A 16,185-nucleotide genomic window follows, 5' to 3' on the forward strand; every position below is an offset into this window, starting at 1 on the left:
CCCTGGAACTCTGGCGGCGGCCGCGGACGACACGCCGGCTGCCGGTCCGACAGCTTTCCCAACCGCTTTCAAGGACGACCCGATGCTCCGTCGTGTTGCGATTGTATCGGCGTTTGCCGCCGGCCTTGCGATGCCCCTGCTGGGCGGATGCGGCATTCGCGGGCCGCTGACCATGCCCAGGCAGCCGCCTGAGCCGACCGCTCCGGCGGTGCCCGATCCGGGCCTCGGCCATGCCGACGCGACGCTGCCGGTCCCGGCAGCCCCCGCCACGCCCTCGGGCAAGTCCGAGTCCGACGCCCCCACCACCAGGTAACCATGACCGCATTTTTCCATCGCCAGGACGGCGCCCTTGTAGCCGAGCAGGTGCCGCTGGCGCAGATCGCCGCAGAGTTCGGCACGCCGACCTACGTGTACTCGCGCGCGGCGCTGACGGCCGCCTACCAGGCCTACGCCGCCGCCTGCCAGGGCCGCAAGGCGCAGGTGCAGTACGCCATGAAGGCCAACTCGAACCTGGCAGTGCTGCAGGTTTTCGCCAAGCTCGGCGCGGGCTTCGACATCGTCTCGGGCGGCGAACTCAAGCGCGTGCTGGCCGCCGGCGGCAATCCGCGCAAGGTGGTGTTCTCCGGCGTAGGCAAGAGCGCGGCGGAAATGGAACTGGCGCTGGCGCATGACGTGCGCTGCTTCAACGTCGAGTCGATCCCCGAACTGGATCGCCTCAATGCAGTGGCCGGACAGGTTGGCAAGCGCGCGCGCGTGTCGCTGCGCATCAACCCGGATGTCGATGCCAGGACGCACCCATACATCTCCACGGGCCTGAAGGGCAACAAGTTCGGCATCGCGTTCGAGCAGGTGCTGCCCACGTACCGCGCGGCCGCGGCGCTGCCGCATATCGAAGTCACCGGCATCGACTGCCACATCGGTTCACAGATCACCGAGGTCGCGCCGTACCTGGAAGCCCTCGACAAGGTGCTCGACGTGGTCGAAGCGCTGGAGCGCGAGGGCATCGTCCTCGAGCACATCGACGTCGGTGGCGGCCTTGGCATCACCTACGACGACGAGACCCCGCCGGACATCACGGGCTTTGCCACCACGTTGCTCGACCGCGTGGCGGCACGCGGCCATGGTCATCGTGAAGTGCTGTTCGAGCCGGGCCGCTCGCTCGTCGGCAACGCCGGCGTGCTGCTGACCCAGGTGGAATTCCTCAAGCCCGGCGAGGCCAAGAACTTCTGCATCGTCGATGCCGCCATGAACGACCTGGCGCGCCCGGCCATGTACGAGGCCTTCCACCGCATCGAGCCGGTGCTGGCAAGCAGCGCGCCGGCGGTGACCTACGACATCGTGGGCCCCGTGTGCGAATCGGGCGACTGGCTTGGCCGCGACCGCGCGCTGGCCGTGCAGCCCGGCGATCTGCTGGCGGTGATGTCGGCGGGTGCCTACGGCTTCACGATGAGCTCCAACTACAACACCCGTCCGCGCGCGGCAGAAGTCATGGTCGACGGCAACAAGGTCCGCGTGGTGCGCGAGCGCGAACTGGTGGAAGACCTGTTCCGCGACGAACGCCTGCTGCAGGACTGATTCTGCCCGCGGTCCCGGCCCGCCCCATCAGCGGGCGGCCGGCCTCCAGCGCCACCACAGGCGCAGGCCCAGCAGCACGAAGACCACCGCGGCGTAGATCGACACCTCGCCAAAGTCGTTCTTGCCGGCCTTGTGCCACCAGTAGTGCAGGATGGCCAGCACGGCGATCGCATACACCGACTTGTGCACGGCCTGCCAGCGCTTGCCGCCCAGGCGCTTCACCATGCCATTGGTCGACGTCAGCGCCAGCGGAATCATCAGCACAAAGGCTGTAAAGCCCACCGTGATGAACGGCCGCTTGGCCACGTCTTTCAGCATGTAGGCGAGGTCAAACCCACGGTCGACGCCGATCCACAGCAGGAAGTGCTGCAGGCCATAGAAAAAAGCAAACAAGCCCAGCATGCGCCGCATCCGCACGAGCCAGTTCCAGCCTGTCAGGCGGCGCAGCGGCGTGACCGCCAGCGTCACGCACAGCATCACCAGCGTCCAGGTGCCGGTGGATCGCGTGACGAATTCCAGCGGGTTGGCGCCGAACTGGCTGGTCGCGCCGAGGTAAAGCAGACGGACAAAAGGCAGCATCGCCAGCAGCCAGATGGCAATCTTGACGATGCGCACCTGCGCCTGCGGCAGCGCAGCCAGGCCGCCTGATTTGCGGCCCGGTGCCGCGCCCGCCGTACGCGGGGAAGCCGGTTGCGAGACCGTCATGTCAGCGCGGCCCATCAGAAGAACTTCCTCAGGTCCATGCCCTGATACAGCGACGCCACCTGCTGGCCGTAGCCGTTGAACGGCAACGTCTTGCGCTTGGGCGCGAACAACGCGGCAAAGCCGCCTCCGCCACTATCCTCGCCAATGCGCCTTTCGGTGGCCTGGCTCCAGCGCGGATGGTCGACTTCCGGGTTCACATTCGAGTAAAAGCCATATTCCTGCGGCGCCGCCAGGTTCCAGCTCGTGGGCGGCTGCTTGTCGACGAAGCGGATCTTCACGATCGACTTCGCGCTCTTGAACCCATACTTCCATGGCAGCACCATGCGCACCGGTGCGCCGTTCTGGTTCGGCAGGACTTCGCCGTAGAGGCCGAACGTCAGCAGCGCGAGCGGGTGCATGGCCTCGTCCATGCGCAGGCCTTCGCTGTAAGGCCAGTCCAGCACCGAACTGCTGACGCCGGGCATCTGCTTCTTGTCCGCCAGCGTGATGAACTGCACGTACTTCGCGCCAGGCTGTGGCTCCACGCGCCGGATCAGCTCGGTCAGCGGATAGCCGATCCATGGGATCACCATCGACCAGCCCTCCACGCAGCGCAGGCGGTAGACGCGCTCTTCCATCGGCGCAAGCTTCAGCAGCTCATCGAGGTCGTAGACCTTGGGCTTCTTCACCAGCCCTTCCACCGCCACCTGCCAGGGGCGCGGCCGCAACGTGCCGGCGTTGCGCGACGGGTCGGACTTGTCAGTGCCGAATTCGTAGAAGTTGTTGTAGGTCGTCACGTCCTCGAAGGGCGTGCGCTTCTCCGTCACGACGTAGGCCTTGTTGACGGTGGCGGCAAGCTTTGCCCCGTGCTGGCCCTGCTGGGCGCGCGCTTCACGCGCAAACCACGGGCCCAGCGCCGTACCGGCGGTACCTGCAGCGGCGAGCGCCAGCAGCCGACGACGTGCGGCGAACACGTGGTGCGGCGTGATGTCGGAGGCGGCGATATCGTCACCGCGCAACCACTTCGGGGAGGGAATCAGCATGGTTGTTCCTTGATGCTTCGAACGGCCCGGAAATTGGACTTTCCCTTGGTCGGATAGTGCAGGCCATTCCTGACAGTCTTTTTGCTGTCGGTTCGAGGCCGGTACGCCTATCCGCCCTGGCCCTGGTATTGCTGGTACACGGACTGCGCCACGGTCAGGAGCCGCGCGCGATCGACCTGCCCGGCCAGCGCGAAGCCCAGGCTGCGGTCGATCCAGTAGAACGCCATGGCGCCGGCTCCCTTGGCGGGGGCAGCCTGGGGCATCCGCTCAAGTCGGAAGCCGGTATCTGGCGTGCCTTGCGCCATGCGGCGCAGCTGCAGCGACAGGCGCGTGCCGTCATCGGATTCGTACATCAGGATGGCGGATGGGCCGCCTTCGGCCACGCCTAGGCGGCCGCCGATCAGGCGAAAGCCTTGCGGACGCAGGTCCGGCACCTGAAGCGGAGCGCCGAGCCGCTTGGACAGCCATGCGATCAGATGGGCTTCGTCGCTGGCCGGCACCTCCACCGGATGGCGGACTTCGGGCGCATAGACCACGTGTGACACCAACGCGTCGCGCGCGAAGCGCTCGCCCGGCGCCATGGCCACGGCGACACCGTCAGCCATGCGGCCGTGCGCGAGCCAGCCAACCGCGCCGCCCATGGCCAGCGAGGCAACCGAGGCGCATGCGGCGATCCATGCCGTACGCCAGCCACTGCCCGCGCCATCTCGCCTCGGGGTGCCATCGCGCAGCGGTTCGGGCAAGGCCGCGAGTGGCACAGGCTCATTGAGCACGCCATCGAGCGCGCCGTGCAACGCCTCGGCCTGGCGGCGCCACGCCGCCACGCGTGCCGCAACCTCGGGCCGTTCGGCCAGATACGCCTCCACGGCCGCGCGGCGGCGGCCGCTCAGTTGGCCGTCAGCGTAGGCATGCAGGTCGGCTTCGTGGATCGGGGACATCATTTCACTCGCTGCAGCGTCGTACCAGCCTCCGCGGCCGGTGCCGGCTGACGCGTGCCGTCCAGCAGGGCACGCATGTGTTCGCGCGCCCGTGCCAGGCGGGACATCACGGTGCCGACCGGAACGTTCAGCACCTGTGCGGCCTCGGCATAGGTGAACTGCTCAAGGCTGACCAGCAGCAACACCGCGCGCTGGGCCTCGGGCAGTTCCGCGAGCGCCTGCAGCAAGTCGCGCCGCAGGCCGGGGTCGGTAACCGTGGCACTGACGTCCGGCAGGGTCTCGGTGCTCACCACCAGTTCCTTGCGCCGCACCGTGTTCAGGCGCAAGCGGTGCATCAGCGTGAGCAGCCAGGGCAGCAGGCCATCGGCGCCATCGCCCCACCACGCTCCCGGGCGCAGGCGAAAACGCCAGCGGTAGCGCAACGCGCGCTCCAGCGTGTCCTGCACCAGGTCGTCAGCCAGCGCCGCGTCCCTGGTCAGGCCACGCGCGTGGCGCCGCAGCCGCGGCGCCAGCGCGACCAGCTGGCCTTCAAACCCGTCCATGCCGTGCCGGACTCAATCCGTCGCTGGCCGTCAGGGCTTGGCGACGTGCCAGACGTTGTTGACGTTGTCGCCCACGCGGTCACCGGCCTTGGCGTCCTTGGCAAAGCGATACAGGGGCATGCCGCGGTAGGCCCACTGCTTGCTGCCATCGTCACGCGTGATGATGGTGTAGCTGCCCGAAGCAGCGGTGCCGGGTGCCGCCATCAGCGGCGGCCAGTTGGTGGCGCATGGGCCGTTGCAGGCGCTCTTGCCGCTGTCCTTCATATCGCGGTCAAACGTGTACAGCGTCAGGCCTTGCGGATCGGTCAGCACGCCGTCGGTCACCTTGACGGTGGGAGGCATGCTTCCGGCACCACCCATGCCACCCATGCCCGAACAGGCGGCCAGCAGGACGGATGCACAGCCAAGGGCCAGTGCGGCAGGACGAACCAGCGATGCAGCGATAGGACGACGCAAACTTGCCATGATGTTTTTCTCCAAGCGGACCAGTGCCGCCAGCCGGCACCGTTCCACAAGTAAACACCGGATGTGATGCCTTTATTCCATGGGGGCAAAAAAAAAACCTGCCCATCGGACAGGTTTTTTTGCTACGGAAGCAGCGCAATCATCACAATTCGCCGTAACTATGCAGGCCCGACAGGAACATGTTGACGCCCAGGAAGGCAAAGGTAGTCACCAGCAGTCCCGTCAGCGCCCACCATGCCGCCACCGTGCCGCGCAGTCCCTTCATCAGCCGCATGTGCAGCCATGCCGCGTAGTTCAGCCAGACGATCAGGGCCCAGGTCTCCTTCGGATCCCAGCTCCAGTAGCCACCCCAGGCCTCGGCAGCCCAGAGTGCGCCAAGGATCGTCGCGATGGTGAAGAAGGCAAAGCCGACCGCGATCGCCTTGTACATGACGTCGTCCAGCACTTCGAGCGAGGGCAGGCGCTCGGCCAGGATGCCGCGCTGCTTGAGCAGGTAGGCCACCGAGACCATGGCCGCCAGCGCGAACGTGCCGTAGCCGATGAAGTTGGCGGGGACGTGGATCTTCATCCACCAGCTCTGCAGCGCCGGCACCAGCGGCTGGATCTCCTGCGCATTGCGGCTGACCGTGTACCACAGCAGGAACCCGACCGCGGCCGATACCACCAGCATCACGAACGGGCCGAGCGCGCGCGTCGCGTATCGCCCTTCGTAGTAGAGGTAGAACAGCGACGTGATCAGCGTGAACAGCACGAACACTTCGTAGAGGTTCGAGATGGGGATATGCCCGATGTCCGTGCCGATCAGGTACGACTCGTACCAGCGCACGAGCAGACCGGTGAAGCCCAGTACCACGGCCGCCCAGCATAGCTTGCTGCCGATGCTGTAGCCGGTGGCCGAGCGCGTCACCAGGCCCACCCAGTAAAACAGCGTGGACAGGAACACCAGCGCGCTCATCCACAGGATGGCCGACTGGCTCGACAGGAAGTACTTCAGGAAGAACGCCTGGTCGGCCCGCGGGAGCTGCCCCTGATAGAGCTGCACGGCGAACAGCGACAGGATGGCCAGCCCGGGCATCAGGGCTCGCACCGGCTTCCAGTGCCAGCCGAGCAGAGCGAACGTCGGCACCGACGCGATCAGCACGGCCTTGTCGTAGCCGTTCATCCACTGGCCATAGCGCGACAGCGCCACGCCGGCACCGACCGCCAGCAGCACCGCAAAGGCCCAGTCGAGCCACGTGAGGCGGCGCAGGAAGGAAGGTTCAAGATAGGCCTCTTCCGCGGCGCCGGAAGCGGCAGGGGTTGCCGGCCGCATGGCCGGCCGGGCGGCCTGGTTCACGTTTGAAGACATAGCGTTACCTGCGATCTGCGCACAGCCCTTGGCTGCGCAACGAAGGCCGGGCGGCGGCTGGCGAGGATCGCCACTGCCCCGCCCGACGGGTTCAATGCTGCGCCTGCGCCGGGACGTCCTGGTCGGCCCCGGCCGCGCGGCCGATGTCGTCGCGCAAGGCGACGAATTCCTTCTCGAAGTCCAGGGTGCGGCGCTGGGTCGACATGGCCATCAGCACATGGCTGCCAGGCGCTGCCGCATCGGTTGGCACGGTTGCCGCAGCCGGTGCAGTGGCATCCGCATGATGTCCAGGATCCTTGATCCAGACCCACACTCGGCGCTCGCGGATATAGAACATCGAGAACACGCCCAGCACCAGCAGCAGACAGCCAAGATACACGATGTTCTTGCCCGGCGCACGGGTCATCTGGAACACGCTGGCCTTGATTTCCTTGAAGTCGTCGAGCTGCAGGAAAACCGGCGCGCCATAGAAGAAGCTGTCCGACAGGGCGTTGATCGACTGCTGCAGGAACGCCCCGCTCTGGGCGCTGTTGGGCACCACCGGCTGCTTGTCCTGCGCACGCGCGAGTTGCCACAGTTCCCACATCGAGCCGTTGAGAATCTTCAGCAGGACATCGGCAGCCTTTTGCTGCTCTGCCGCCGGGACCGATTTCTCGAGGAACGCGGCGATGGCCGTGAAGCCGCCCGGCGGAGAGTCCGGGCTGGGGCGGGTGACGCCGGCAAAGAGGTCCAGCGCGCGCAGGGCGCTTTCCGCCAATTGGCCGCGAAGGTCGGCCTTGTCCGCGCCGGGCATCGACGCCAGCGCGAAGCGTCGCGCGGCTTCGCCACGCAGGCCGCGATCCTGCAGCGCGGCGCGCAGGCGCATCCAGTCGGCCACGCTGCCCTGGTCGTCGGCGGGGATGCGCAGGTAACGGAACGGCTCGTTCGGCGACTCGCGCATGCCGGCCAGGAACACGGACTGGCCGTCGAGCTGCACCGGCACCATGTAGTTGTTGTACTCGCGCGCCTGGCCATTGCGGTCGCGCAGCTTGTACTGCACCGACGGGCCGACGTTGTGCAGCGCCTTTTCCTTCTGCGTGTTGGCTGCGGCGCCCAGGTGCGACTCGAGCGTCTCGTTGAACGACTTGCGCGCCACGCCGCGTGCATCGGGCTTGCCCGAGGCATCGGTGACGTTCTCGATATTCATCAGGCGGAAGTCGCTGAATTCGACAGTCAGGCCATCCTTGTCGGCAGCCGTGCCCGTGGCGTTCAGCGGCGTGTTGCCACCGACGGTACCGGCGAACGGGAACGTACCGTGGTTGCTGCCTTGCATCGGATAGCCGACGAACTTCAACTGCGAACCGCCGTCCTCGAAGCTCGACTGGTAGATCGCCACGCCATCGACGATCAGCGGCTCGTTGACCTTCACCGTCGCATGCGTCTGCTTGCCGGTGGCCCGGTCGGTCACGATCACATCCGACGCGAACAGCTTGGGCATGCCGGTCGGGTAGAAATCGACCGTGAACTTCTTGAGCGTGATGTTGAACGGCAGGTCCTGTACCAGCGCGCCATCGGCGATGTTCAGGATGGCCGTGGATACGGTCGAGCCTTCGGGCACGAAGGCATTGCCCCGGAAGCCCGGGTTGGCCGCCGACAGGCGATGCTCAGGCGGGATCTCGCTGATGACTGCGTTGCCGCGGATCGGCGTCTTGCCGCCGAACCACATCTGGGCGCGGATCAGCATGTCGCCGTCGAGCAGGCCGCCGATGCAGATCACCACGATCGCGGTGTGCGCCAGGATATAGCCGAGCTTGTTGGCCGCGCCGGCCTTTGCGGCCAGCAGCGTCGCGCCCTCATGCTGGACCTGTCGCGTGCGGTAGCCGCGGTTTTGCAGCAGCGCATTCACGCGGGCGACGGCTTCGGTACGCGGACGTGCCGCCTCGAATTCGCCACGGTGGTGGAAGGCGCGGAGGCTGCGCTCGCGCACATGATCTTTCCAGGAGCGCATGTCGACGATCATCTTGGGCGCGTTGCGCACCAGGCACAGCGACGTCGACACCACCAGGAAGGCAAGGATCAGCAGGAACCACCACGAACCATAGACCTTCTGCAGCGACAATGCGTGGAAGACATCGGCCCAGAACGGCCCGAACTGGTTCACGTAGTTCGGGTACGGCTCGTTCTGCTTTAGTACGGTACCGACCACGCTGGCAATGGCGATCACCGTCAGCAGGGTGATCGCAAAGCGCATCGAGGACAACAATTCGACCGCGTCGCGCAACACGCGGTGTGGGGTCTTCAGGTGCAGGCCTGAAGTGGAAGCGGTCGACATGTGATGTGCAGCAATAAGCTTTGAAATAAAAAAGGGTGGACATGCTTTGCAAGCAGGCCACCCTCTTCGATTGTTGCCGAGGCCATCGGTTGCATCCTGCTTCGTGCTCCGCATGCGCGGAGCGGCAGGCCAACCGTCGGGCCGGCGCGGAACGACTTAGCGAACGCCGGCGACGTAGTCCGCCACGGCCTTGATCTCGGCGTCCGACATCTTGGCGGCGATCGTCGTCATCACCGGATTGTTCTTGCGGGTGCCCTGGCGGAATGCCACGAGCTGGGCTTCGGTGTAATCGGACCACTGGCCGCCAATGCGCGGGTACTGTGCCGGAATGCCGGCGCCGGTCGGGCCATGGCAGGCGGCACATGCCGGCACGCCCTTGGCGGCAATACCAGCGCGATAAATCTTCTGGCCAGCCTCGATGGTGTCCTTGTTCTTGGCCGTGGCCGGCTTGATCGGCTGCTTGGCGAGATAGGCGCCGATGTCCTTCATTTCCTGGTCGTTCAGCGAACCGGCCAGCGGCGACATGATCGCGTTGTTGCGCGACTTGTCCTTGAAGTTGGCGAGTTGCTTGTGGACGTATTCAGGATGCTGCGCGGCCAGCTTGGGGTTAGCGGCGGCGCCGCTGTTGCCGTTGGCGCCGTGGCAGCTCAGGCAGGCGGGAACATTGCGATCGGGCGCACCCTGCGTATAAAGCGTTTCGCCCTTTGCCGGATCCGCCTTCGCGGCGGCTTGCTCGGAGGCAAAAGCCAGACCGGTCATGGCGGTTGCAGGCAGGGCCAGCACCAGGACACCCAGAAGCTTCGCAATGCGGTTCATTCGCACACCTTGTCTGAATTGTTTTTGAATACCGTAGTGCATGCCGGCAGGCGCTTTGCGGGCGGTGAGGACGCACCCTTGCAAGGCCTGGCATCGTGGTCGTGGCAACCGGAAATTCCGGGTTGACCGGTGCGCCAGGCAGCAGACCCCGCCTTGCCTGGCACCGCCCACGATGGAACGGCAAACACGGCTCCCGTCCGGATGGATCGGGTCACCGGCAACGCGGCCATGGATGCCCTGCGTCACCCGTTCAGGAGACCGTAAACCGGCGTATTGTACAATAAATAATGTGCCGGATTGATGCCATGGCCGCCCTGTGCCTGTGCAAGATCAACCTCCGGTGGCCTGGCCGATGCCGTGCCGCCAGCCTTACCACCTCGGCGTGACCGTCGTTGCACTCCCGCGTGATTCGCGCCGGCCGCAACTACCCGCCCCACCCGCTTCGACGCATGTCCCTCCTTCACCAGGCCCGTTTCTTCACGACCGTCAACCACCTGCGCGACCTGCCCGCCACCGCGGTGCCGGAGGTCGCGTTCGCCGGACGCTCCAACGCCGGCAAGTCGACGGCCATCAATATCCTGTGCAACCAGAAGCGCCTGGCCTTTTCGTCGCGCACGCCGGGCCGCACGCAGCATATCAACTACTTCACGGTGGCCCCGGTCAAGGCGCCGGACCCGATTGCCTTCCTGGTCGACCTGCCGGGTTATGGCTACGCAGAGGTCTCGGGCTCCGCCAAGTTCCATTGGCAAGGACTGCTCAGCGACTACGTGCAGAGCCGCACCCAGTTGTCCGGCCTGATCCTGATGATGGATGCGCGCCGCCCCTTCACCGATCTCGATTGCCAGATGGTCGAGTGGTTCCTGCCCACCGGAAAGCCGATTCACGTGCTGCTGACCAAGGCCGACAAGCTGACCAACAGCGAAAACGCGAAGGCCTTGCGCGAGACACGGCAGGTACTGGCCGGGTACTCGGAGCAACTGGGAACGCCGGTGCCGCTGACCGCGCAGCTATTCTCGAGCCTGAAGCGCCGCGGTATTGAAGAAGCGCAGCGCGTCATTGCCGGCTGGCTGTCGCTGCCGGAAGCCCAGGCCGCAGCGGCGGCACAGCCACCCGCGGAGCCGAGCGAGTCCGAGTAACGCGGCATGATCAACGCACAAAAAAAAGCCCCGTTGCAAGCAACGGGGACGAACTTTCCCGCCGGTTAAGGCGGGTACCCGCTCAGGGAGGAGTAGCGGGGGACACCGCGCCGCGCGTGGCGCAACGCAAGGTGTCCGCGAGTATGATAGCGGGCACACCCAAAAGTTTAGTTTTTCTGCATAACGCGCTCCGGCGCGTCCGCCGCCTGCCGGCGACGGGCCGCTTTCCGCATAATTCCTCCCTGAACTCCCCCTTCAAGCTGCCATGTCTGCCTTTCCAGAGTACCGTCCCCGCCGCATGCGTCGCGATGACTTCTCGCGGCGCCTGATGCGCGAGCACCGCCTGTCGCCGGACAACCTGATCTACCCCGTCTTCATTCTGGACGGGCAAAACCAGCGCCAGTCCGTGGCGTCCATGCCGGGCGTGGAGCGTGTTTCCGTCGATCTGCTGATGCCGGTGGCGGAAGACTGCGTGAAGCTGGGCATCCCGGTCATCGCACTGTTCCCCGTGATCGACCCGTCGCTGAAGACGCCCGACGGCATCGAGGCCACCAACGCGGAAGGCCTGGTGCCGCGTGCCGTGCGTGCCCTAAAGGACCGGTTCCCCGAGCTGGGCGTGCTCACCGACGTGGCACTCGACCCGTACACCAGCCACGGCCAGGACGGCGTGCTTGACGACAACGGCTACGTGATCAACGAGCAGACCGTCGAGATCCTGGTCCGCCAGGCGCTGGTGCAGGCCGAAGCCGGCGTGGATATCGTCGCCCCGTCCGACATGATGGACGGCCGCATCGGCGCCGTGCGGCTGGCACTGGAAGACGCGGGCCACATCCACACGCGCATCATGGCCTACTCGGCCAAGTACGCATCGGCGTTCTACGGCCCGTTCCGCGACGCCGTGGGCTCGGCCGCCAACCTGGGCAAGGGCAACAAGATGACCTACCAGATGGACCCGGCCAACACCGACGAGGCCCTGCGCGAGGTCGCCCAGGACATCATGGAAGGCGCCGACATGGTGATGGTCAAGCCCGGCATGCCCTATCTGGATATCGTGCGCCGGGTGAAAGACGAGTTCCGCTTCCCGACCTACGTCTACCAGGTCAGCGGCGAGTACGCGATGCTCAAGGCCGCCGCGCAGAACGGCTGGCTGGACCACGACAAGGTCATGATGGAATCGCTGCTGGCCTTCCGCCGCGCCGGCGCCGACGGCATCCTGACCTATTTCGCGCGCGATGCCGCGCGCCTGCTTGCCGGCTGAGGCCACGTCGCACGCATGGAGCTGCTAGGCTTCTCGGCCAGCCAGGTTCAGCCGCTCTCCTCGCTGGCCGAGGCGGGCACGTTCCTCGCCGGTAGCGCGTCGGCCCGCTTCGTCTGGGCCGATTTTCCGATCGAAGAGGTCGCGGCGGCCCCGGAAAGCTGGCGCGACAGCGTGCGTCAGCTCACCGGCGCGCCGATCCTGGATCTGCACCTGGTGGACGCCACCAACACCGCACATCCGTCGTACTTCGACACGACGCATGCGTACGACATGGTGATCTTCCGCAAGCTGACCTTCGAGACCAGCCGCGCCATTGCCGAGGCGGAAGGCTCGGCACCGACTCCCGCCGGGGCTGCGCCAAGGCCGCGCCGCCATCCGCCCGGCTTCCTGCCGGCACTGGCCCGGATCGACACGCAGCCGGTCACGTTCTTCGTGTTCGACAATGTGCTGGTCACCGTCCGGCCCGGTCCGTCGCGCACGATCGACCAGGTACGCCAGCGCCTGCTGGAGCTTTGCCAGGCGCCAAGGCCACAAGCCGCGCCCAGGGCAAACGGACAGGCGCCGCTATTGCACGGCGTGCGCCCGCCAAGCCGGCCCGAAGACCTGATGCTGCGCCTGCTCAACGCCATGGTCGACCGCTACCTGGAGTTGCGCGCGCCGCTCACGCGGCAACTGGACCGCTGGCAGCGCGCGCTGCTCAATTCGCGCCGCAGTTTTTCAAGCTGGGAAGGATTGCTCGATGCCCGTATTCAGCTGCGCAGGCTGGAACACCTGAGCGAAGAGCAGCGCGATGCCCTGCAGGAATTCCGCGACAGCGTCCTGGACAACCGCTACAGCGGCGATCCGACCGATCCCGCAGACAAGGCGCCAGGCCGCGATGAGATGCTGCTGGTACGCATCAATGACCTGATGGAGCACATCCAGCGCGTGCTCGCGCACGCGCGGCGGCTGGAGGATTCGATCGAATCCGCCGTCCAGATCCATTTCTCGGCGGTGGCGCACCGGACCAACCGCACCATGCGCACGCTGACGCTGATTACGGCGCTGTTCATGCCGCTGACGCTGATCACCGGCATCTTCGGCATGAACTTCGAACGCATGCCGTGGCTGCGCGAGCCCGACGGCTTCTGGTGGTCGCTTGGGCTGATGGGCGCGGTCGTGGTGGTATTGGGCGCCGTGTGGGCGCTCGGACGGCAGTTGGAGCGCTAGGGCTCAGGTGCTGGGGCGCGTGCCAAGCGCGCGCTCCAGGCTTTCGAGGAAACGGCCGGCGGACTGGTAGCCGATCACGCGCACCGGCCGTTCACGACCGTCGGCGCCGAACAGGATGATGCCAGGCGGCCCGAACAGCCCGAAGCGCTTGAGCAGAGCCTTGTCGTCGGCGTTGTTGGCAGTGACATCGGCCTGCAGCAGTACGATCTCGGACATGCGCGTGCGCACCTGGGCATCGGTGAACGTCATGCGCTCCATCTCCTTGCAGCTCACACACCAGTCCGCATAGAAATCGAGCAGCACCGGCTTGCCGGCAGCCGCCGCCTGTGCCACGCGCGCATCGAGTTCCGCCACGCTTCGGACGCGCTCAAAACGAACCGCCTGAGGACCAGCCGGTGCTTCGGCCGCGGCGCCGGTCACGCGCGCCAGGTTCAGGTGCGCCAGCGGCTGCAGCGGATCGCGTCCGCCCGAAGCCAGGCCCAGCAGCAGGATGGCGCCCGCCAGCGCGGCCAGCACGCCAAGTCCCTTGCCCAGGCGCGCCACGCCGCGCGCTTCGGCACCGAGCGCATCGAACGCGCCGAGGAATACTGCCGCCACCAGCAGCAGCGCCGCCCACAACGCCATGATCAGCCATGCCGGCAGCACGGGCGTCACCATCCAGATCGCCACACCGAGCAGCAGGAATCCGAAGAAGCGCTTGGTGGCCTCCATCCAGCGTCCCGCGCGCGGCAGCAGGTTGCCTGCGCCGACCCCAACCAGCACCAGCGGAACCCCCATGCCCAGCGCCATGGCCAACAGCGCGCTGCCGCCGGTCAGCGCGTCGCGCGTCTGGGCGATATAGGCCAGCGCACCGGCCAGTGGCGCCGTCACGCACGGGCCCACGATCAGCGCGGAAATCGCGCCCATGGCCGCGGCTCCGACCACCTGGCCGCCGCGACGGCGGTTCGACGTAGCCGTCAGGCGGTTCTGCCATTGCTGCGGAAGCTGGAGTTCGTAGAGGCCGAACATCGACAGCGACAGCGCCACCATCAACGCGGCGAATGCGGCGAGGACACCCGGCGTCTGCAAGGCCGCCGCCAGTCCTTCGCCGAGCAGGCCCGCCGCGACGCCGATCGCCGTGTACACCACGGCCATGCCGAGCACATAAGCCAGCGATACCACCAGCGCCCGGCTGCGCGTGGCATGCTCCCCGACCACGATGGACGACAGGATCGGCACCATCGGCAGCACGCAGGGCGTGAAGGTCAACAGCAGGCCCAGGCCGAAGAAGAGCGCCACGACGATGCCGAGGTTGCGGCTGGCCAGCACACCGGCAATGCGATCGTTCTCGTCAAGGCGAGCGGCGGGCGCGGCGGCGGCGGTACCAGGTCCAACAGCCGGCGGCGGAGTCGTTGCCTCGCTGCGCGGGCTGCCGCCGAACAGGCTGCCCAGCGACACGGCGCCCACCTTGTAGACGCTCTCCATTGGTGGGTAGCACAGCCCCTTGTCGGCGCAGCCCTGCGAGGTCACGACCAGCGACCACTTGCCGTTGGCTGGCGCGGACTGCACCGGCACGCGGATCACGACCGCGTCGCGATAGGTTTCCATCTCCTTGCCGAAGGTCTCATCGAACTTGACCTTGCCTGCGGGAAATTGGGGCTGGCCCAGGCGAACGGTTTCCGGTTGGACGGAAAAAGCGAAGCGCTCGCGGTACAGGTAGTAACCGCTGGCCACATCGAAGCGGACTTCAATGGTCTGGGGGTCGATCTGACGGGCGGCGAAGCGGAAGGCCTGCTCGGGCGGCAGGAAATCCTCTTCCGTGGCCGCGCTGGCACCGGCAGCCAGGCACAGCGAGGCCACCATCATCGCCAGCACTGCGGCAATATGCCGCACCCAGCTCAACCAGTTTGATCGCTCGGTGAGAGCAAAACCCATATTCATAGACCGTCCCGAATCCTTTCAGCCGCTTCCGTAACGCGGGGCGCTGCTTTCATTCCGCACCATCCACGGCGCTGGCGACTTCGTCGCGCACCCACGCCAGATAAGGGCCGAAACCCTGGCTGATGGGCCACGCGATGATCTCGGGCACATCATAGGGATGGTTCGCCCGGATGACCGCCTCAAGCGCCGCGTAGCGCGCCCGCGTCGTCTTGGCCAGCAGCGGCCATTCCGTCGCCTGTTCCAGCTTGCCCTGCCACCAGTACTCGGATTGCACCGGGGCGAGACGGTTCACGCAGGCGCACACGCGCGCCTCGAGCAAGGCTCGCGAAAGCCGCGTCGCGGTGTCCGCATCGGGCAGGTTGGTCAGCACGGCGATGACCGCCGCATCGTCGCCATCGGCGGCGTGTTGTGAACTGGCACTGGCTTGCATGCGGCCCCTCCGAATCCTGGCGCACAAAACAAAAGAGCCAGGCAAATTGCCTGGCTCGATTGTAAGCGGTGTGTCCGAACCCGTCGGAAGACGGGTTGGAACTCAACCTTACTCAGCGGCTTCTTCGGCCGGAGCTTCGGTGATTTCCGGACGATCCACCAGCTCGACCAGCGCCATCGGCGCGTTGTCGCCCTGACGGAAGCCGAACTTCAGGATACGGGTGTAGCCGCCCGGACGAGCGTTGTAGCGCGGGCCCAGTTCGTTGAACAGCTTCGTGACCATGTCGCGGTCGCGCAGACGAGCGAAAGCCAGACGGCGGTTGGCAACGGTGTCCTTCTTGGCCAGCGTGATGAGCGGCTCGACAACCTTGCGCAGTTCCTTGGCCTTGGGCAGGGTGGTCTTGATCAGCTCGTGCTGGAACAGCGAGTTGGACATGTTGCGCAGCATCGCGAGACGGTGCGACGAGGTGCGGTTCAGTTTCCGCAAACCATGACGGTGACGCATGATGAT

The 16,185-nt window shown here is 66.3% G+C and carries 16 protein-coding genes; 5 read left to right on the forward strand and 11 right to left on the reverse strand.

From position 1 onward, the window contains the following. The first annotated feature begins 82 nt into the window (after positions 1–82). Together ACIGJB_RS15335 and lysA are read left to right on the forward strand one after the other, a co-directional pair. Entirely contained in the window at positions 83–313 is a 231-nt protein-coding gene (locus ACIGJB_RS15335; RefSeq protein WP_483730578.1) for a hypothetical protein, read from the forward strand. A 2-nt stretch (positions 314–315) separates the two neighbouring features. Beyond that, the gene (gene lysA / locus ACIGJB_RS15340) at positions 316–1,575 is read left to right on the forward strand and encodes a diaminopimelate decarboxylase (RefSeq protein ID WP_483730579.1); all 1,260 of its coding nucleotides are present in this window, start codon (positions 316–318) and stop codon (positions 1,573–1,575) included. A 27-nt stretch (positions 1,576–1,602) separates the two neighbouring features. Here lysA and msrQ read toward each other — a convergent pair whose 3' ends face one another. From msrQ to ACIGJB_RS15380, 8 genes are all read right to left on the reverse strand, one after another. Further along, positions 1,603–2,280, reverse strand: a complete 678-nt coding sequence (gene msrQ, locus ACIGJB_RS15345; RefSeq protein ID WP_483732351.1) for a protein-methionine-sulfoxide reductase heme-binding subunit MsrQ — start codon at positions 2,278–2,280, stop codon at positions 1,603–1,605. 14 nt (positions 2,281–2,294) lie between these two features. After that, on the reverse strand, positions 2,295–3,302 hold the full coding sequence (gene msrP, locus ACIGJB_RS15350) for a protein-methionine-sulfoxide reductase catalytic subunit MsrP (protein WP_483730580.1): 1,008 nt from the start codon (positions 3,300–3,302) through the stop codon (positions 2,295–2,297). 107 nt (positions 3,303–3,409) lie between these two features. Further along, positions 3,410–4,243 (reverse strand): anti-sigma factor family protein, encoded by an 834-nt coding sequence (locus ACIGJB_RS15355; RefSeq protein WP_483730581.1) that lies wholly within the window; start codon positions 4,241–4,243, stop codon positions 3,410–3,412. Continuing rightward, entirely contained in the window at positions 4,240–4,782 is a 543-nt protein-coding gene (locus ACIGJB_RS15360) for an RNA polymerase sigma factor (RefSeq protein WP_483730582.1), read from the reverse strand. Before ACIGJB_RS15360 ends, ACIGJB_RS15355 begins: the two co-directional genes overlap by 4 nt. Positions 4,783–4,812: 30 nt before the next feature. Further along, entirely contained in the window at positions 4,813–5,247 is a 435-nt protein-coding gene (locus tag ACIGJB_RS15365; protein WP_483730583.1) for a COG4315 family predicted lipoprotein, read from the reverse strand. A 142-nt stretch (positions 5,248–5,389) separates the two neighbouring features. Beyond that, the gene (gene ccsB, locus ACIGJB_RS15370) at positions 5,390–6,595 is read right to left on the reverse strand and encodes a c-type cytochrome biogenesis protein CcsB (protein ID WP_483730584.1); all 1,206 of its coding nucleotides are present in this window, start codon (positions 6,593–6,595) and stop codon (positions 5,390–5,392) included. A 91-nt stretch (positions 6,596–6,686) separates the two neighbouring features. Beyond that, positions 6,687–8,906 carry a cytochrome c biogenesis protein ResB gene (locus tag ACIGJB_RS15375; protein ID WP_483730585.1) on the reverse strand — a complete coding sequence of 740 codons (2,220 nt, stop codon included), beginning with the start codon at positions 8,904–8,906 and terminating at the stop codon, positions 6,687–6,689. A 156-nt stretch (positions 8,907–9,062) separates the two neighbouring features. Beyond that, positions 9,063–9,722, reverse strand: a complete 660-nt coding sequence (locus tag ACIGJB_RS15380) for a c-type cytochrome (RefSeq protein ID WP_483730586.1) — start codon at positions 9,720–9,722, stop codon at positions 9,063–9,065. Positions 9,723–10,171: 449 nt separating this feature from the next. On the opposite strand from ACIGJB_RS15380, the gene yihA reads away from it, so the two are divergent. From yihA to ACIGJB_RS15395, 3 genes are all read left to right on the forward strand, one after another. Then, positions 10,172–10,858: a ribosome biogenesis GTP-binding protein YihA/YsxC gene (yihA, locus tag ACIGJB_RS15385; RefSeq protein ID WP_483730587.1), complete on the forward strand. Its 687-nt coding sequence runs from the start codon at positions 10,172–10,174 to the stop codon at positions 10,856–10,858. 265 nt (positions 10,859–11,123) lie between these two features. After that, positions 11,124–12,116 carry a porphobilinogen synthase gene (gene hemB / locus ACIGJB_RS15390; RefSeq protein WP_483730588.1) on the forward strand — a complete coding sequence of 331 codons (993 nt, stop codon included), beginning with the start codon at positions 11,124–11,126 and terminating at the stop codon, positions 12,114–12,116. A 15-nt stretch (positions 12,117–12,131) separates the two neighbouring features. Continuing rightward, complete coding sequence (locus tag ACIGJB_RS15395; RefSeq protein ID WP_483730589.1) at positions 12,132–13,325, forward strand: magnesium transporter CorA family protein; 1,194 nt, start codon at positions 12,132–12,134, stop codon at positions 13,323–13,325. 3 nt (positions 13,326–13,328) lie between these two features. On the opposite strand, the gene dsbD is transcribed toward ACIGJB_RS15395, so the two are convergent. The 3 genes from dsbD to rplQ form a co-directional block, all read right to left on the reverse strand. Continuing rightward, complete coding sequence (dsbD, locus tag ACIGJB_RS15400; RefSeq protein WP_483730590.1) at positions 13,329–15,245, reverse strand: protein-disulfide reductase DsbD; 1,917 nt, start codon at positions 15,243–15,245, stop codon at positions 13,329–13,331. A 49-nt stretch (positions 15,246–15,294) separates the two neighbouring features. Next, complete coding sequence (gene cutA, locus ACIGJB_RS15405) at positions 15,295–15,675, reverse strand: divalent-cation tolerance protein CutA (protein ID WP_483730591.1); 381 nt, start codon at positions 15,673–15,675, stop codon at positions 15,295–15,297. A 108-nt stretch (positions 15,676–15,783) separates the two neighbouring features. Further along, positions 15,784–16,179, reverse strand: coding sequence for a 50S ribosomal protein L17 (gene rplQ / locus ACIGJB_RS15410; RefSeq protein ID WP_130393142.1), 396 nt, complete (start codon positions 16,177–16,179; stop codon positions 15,784–15,786). Positions 16,180–16,185 lie beyond the last annotated feature (6 nt).

The organism is Cupriavidus sp. C2SS-8b (genome assembly GCF_057073745.1).

Coding starts and splice junctions, on each gene's coding strand:
- ACIGJB_RS15335 (WP_483730578.1), top strand. CDS start 83: ATGCTCCGTCGTGTTGCGATTGTATCGGCGTTTGCCGCCGGCCTTGCG.
- lysA (WP_483730579.1), top strand. CDS start 316: ATGACCGCATTTTTCCATCGCCAGGACGGCGCCCTTGTAGCCGAGCAG.
- msrQ (WP_483732351.1), bottom strand. CDS start 2,280: ATGACGGTCTCGCAACCGGCTTCCCCGCGTACGGCGGGCGCGGCACCG.
- msrP (WP_483730580.1), bottom strand. CDS start 3,302: ATGCTGATTCCCTCCCCGAAGTGGTTGCGCGGTGACGATATCGCCGCC.
- ACIGJB_RS15355 (WP_483730581.1), bottom strand. CDS start 4,243: ATGATGTCCCCGATCCACGAAGCCGACCTGCATGCCTACGCTGACGGC.
- ACIGJB_RS15360 (WP_483730582.1), bottom strand. CDS start 4,782: ATGGACGGGTTTGAAGGCCAGCTGGTCGCGCTGGCGCCGCGGCTGCGG.
- ACIGJB_RS15365 (WP_483730583.1), bottom strand. CDS start 5,247: ATGGCAAGTTTGCGTCGTCCTATCGCTGCATCGCTGGTTCGTCCTGCC.
- ccsB (WP_483730584.1), bottom strand. CDS start 6,595: ATGTCTTCAAACGTGAACCAGGCCGCCCGGCCGGCCATGCGGCCGGCA.
- ACIGJB_RS15375 (WP_483730585.1), bottom strand. CDS start 8,906: ATGTCGACCGCTTCCACTTCAGGCCTGCACCTGAAGACCCCACACCGC.
- ACIGJB_RS15380 (WP_483730586.1), bottom strand. CDS start 9,722: ATGAACCGCATTGCGAAGCTTCTGGGTGTCCTGGTGCTGGCCCTGCCT.
- yihA (WP_483730587.1), top strand. CDS start 10,172: ATGTCCCTCCTTCACCAGGCCCGTTTCTTCACGACCGTCAACCACCTG.
- hemB (WP_483730588.1), top strand. CDS start 11,124: ATGTCTGCCTTTCCAGAGTACCGTCCCCGCCGCATGCGTCGCGATGAC.
- ACIGJB_RS15395 (WP_483730589.1), top strand. CDS start 12,132: ATGGAGCTGCTAGGCTTCTCGGCCAGCCAGGTTCAGCCGCTCTCCTCG.
- dsbD (WP_483730590.1), bottom strand. CDS start 15,245: ATGAATATGGGTTTTGCTCTCACCGAGCGATCAAACTGGTTGAGCTGG.
- cutA (WP_483730591.1), bottom strand. CDS start 15,675: ATGCAAGCCAGTGCCAGTTCACAACACGCCGCCGATGGCGACGATGCG.
- rplQ (WP_130393142.1), bottom strand. CDS start 16,179: ATGCGTCACCGTCATGGTTTGCGGAAACTGAACCGCACCTCGTCGCAC.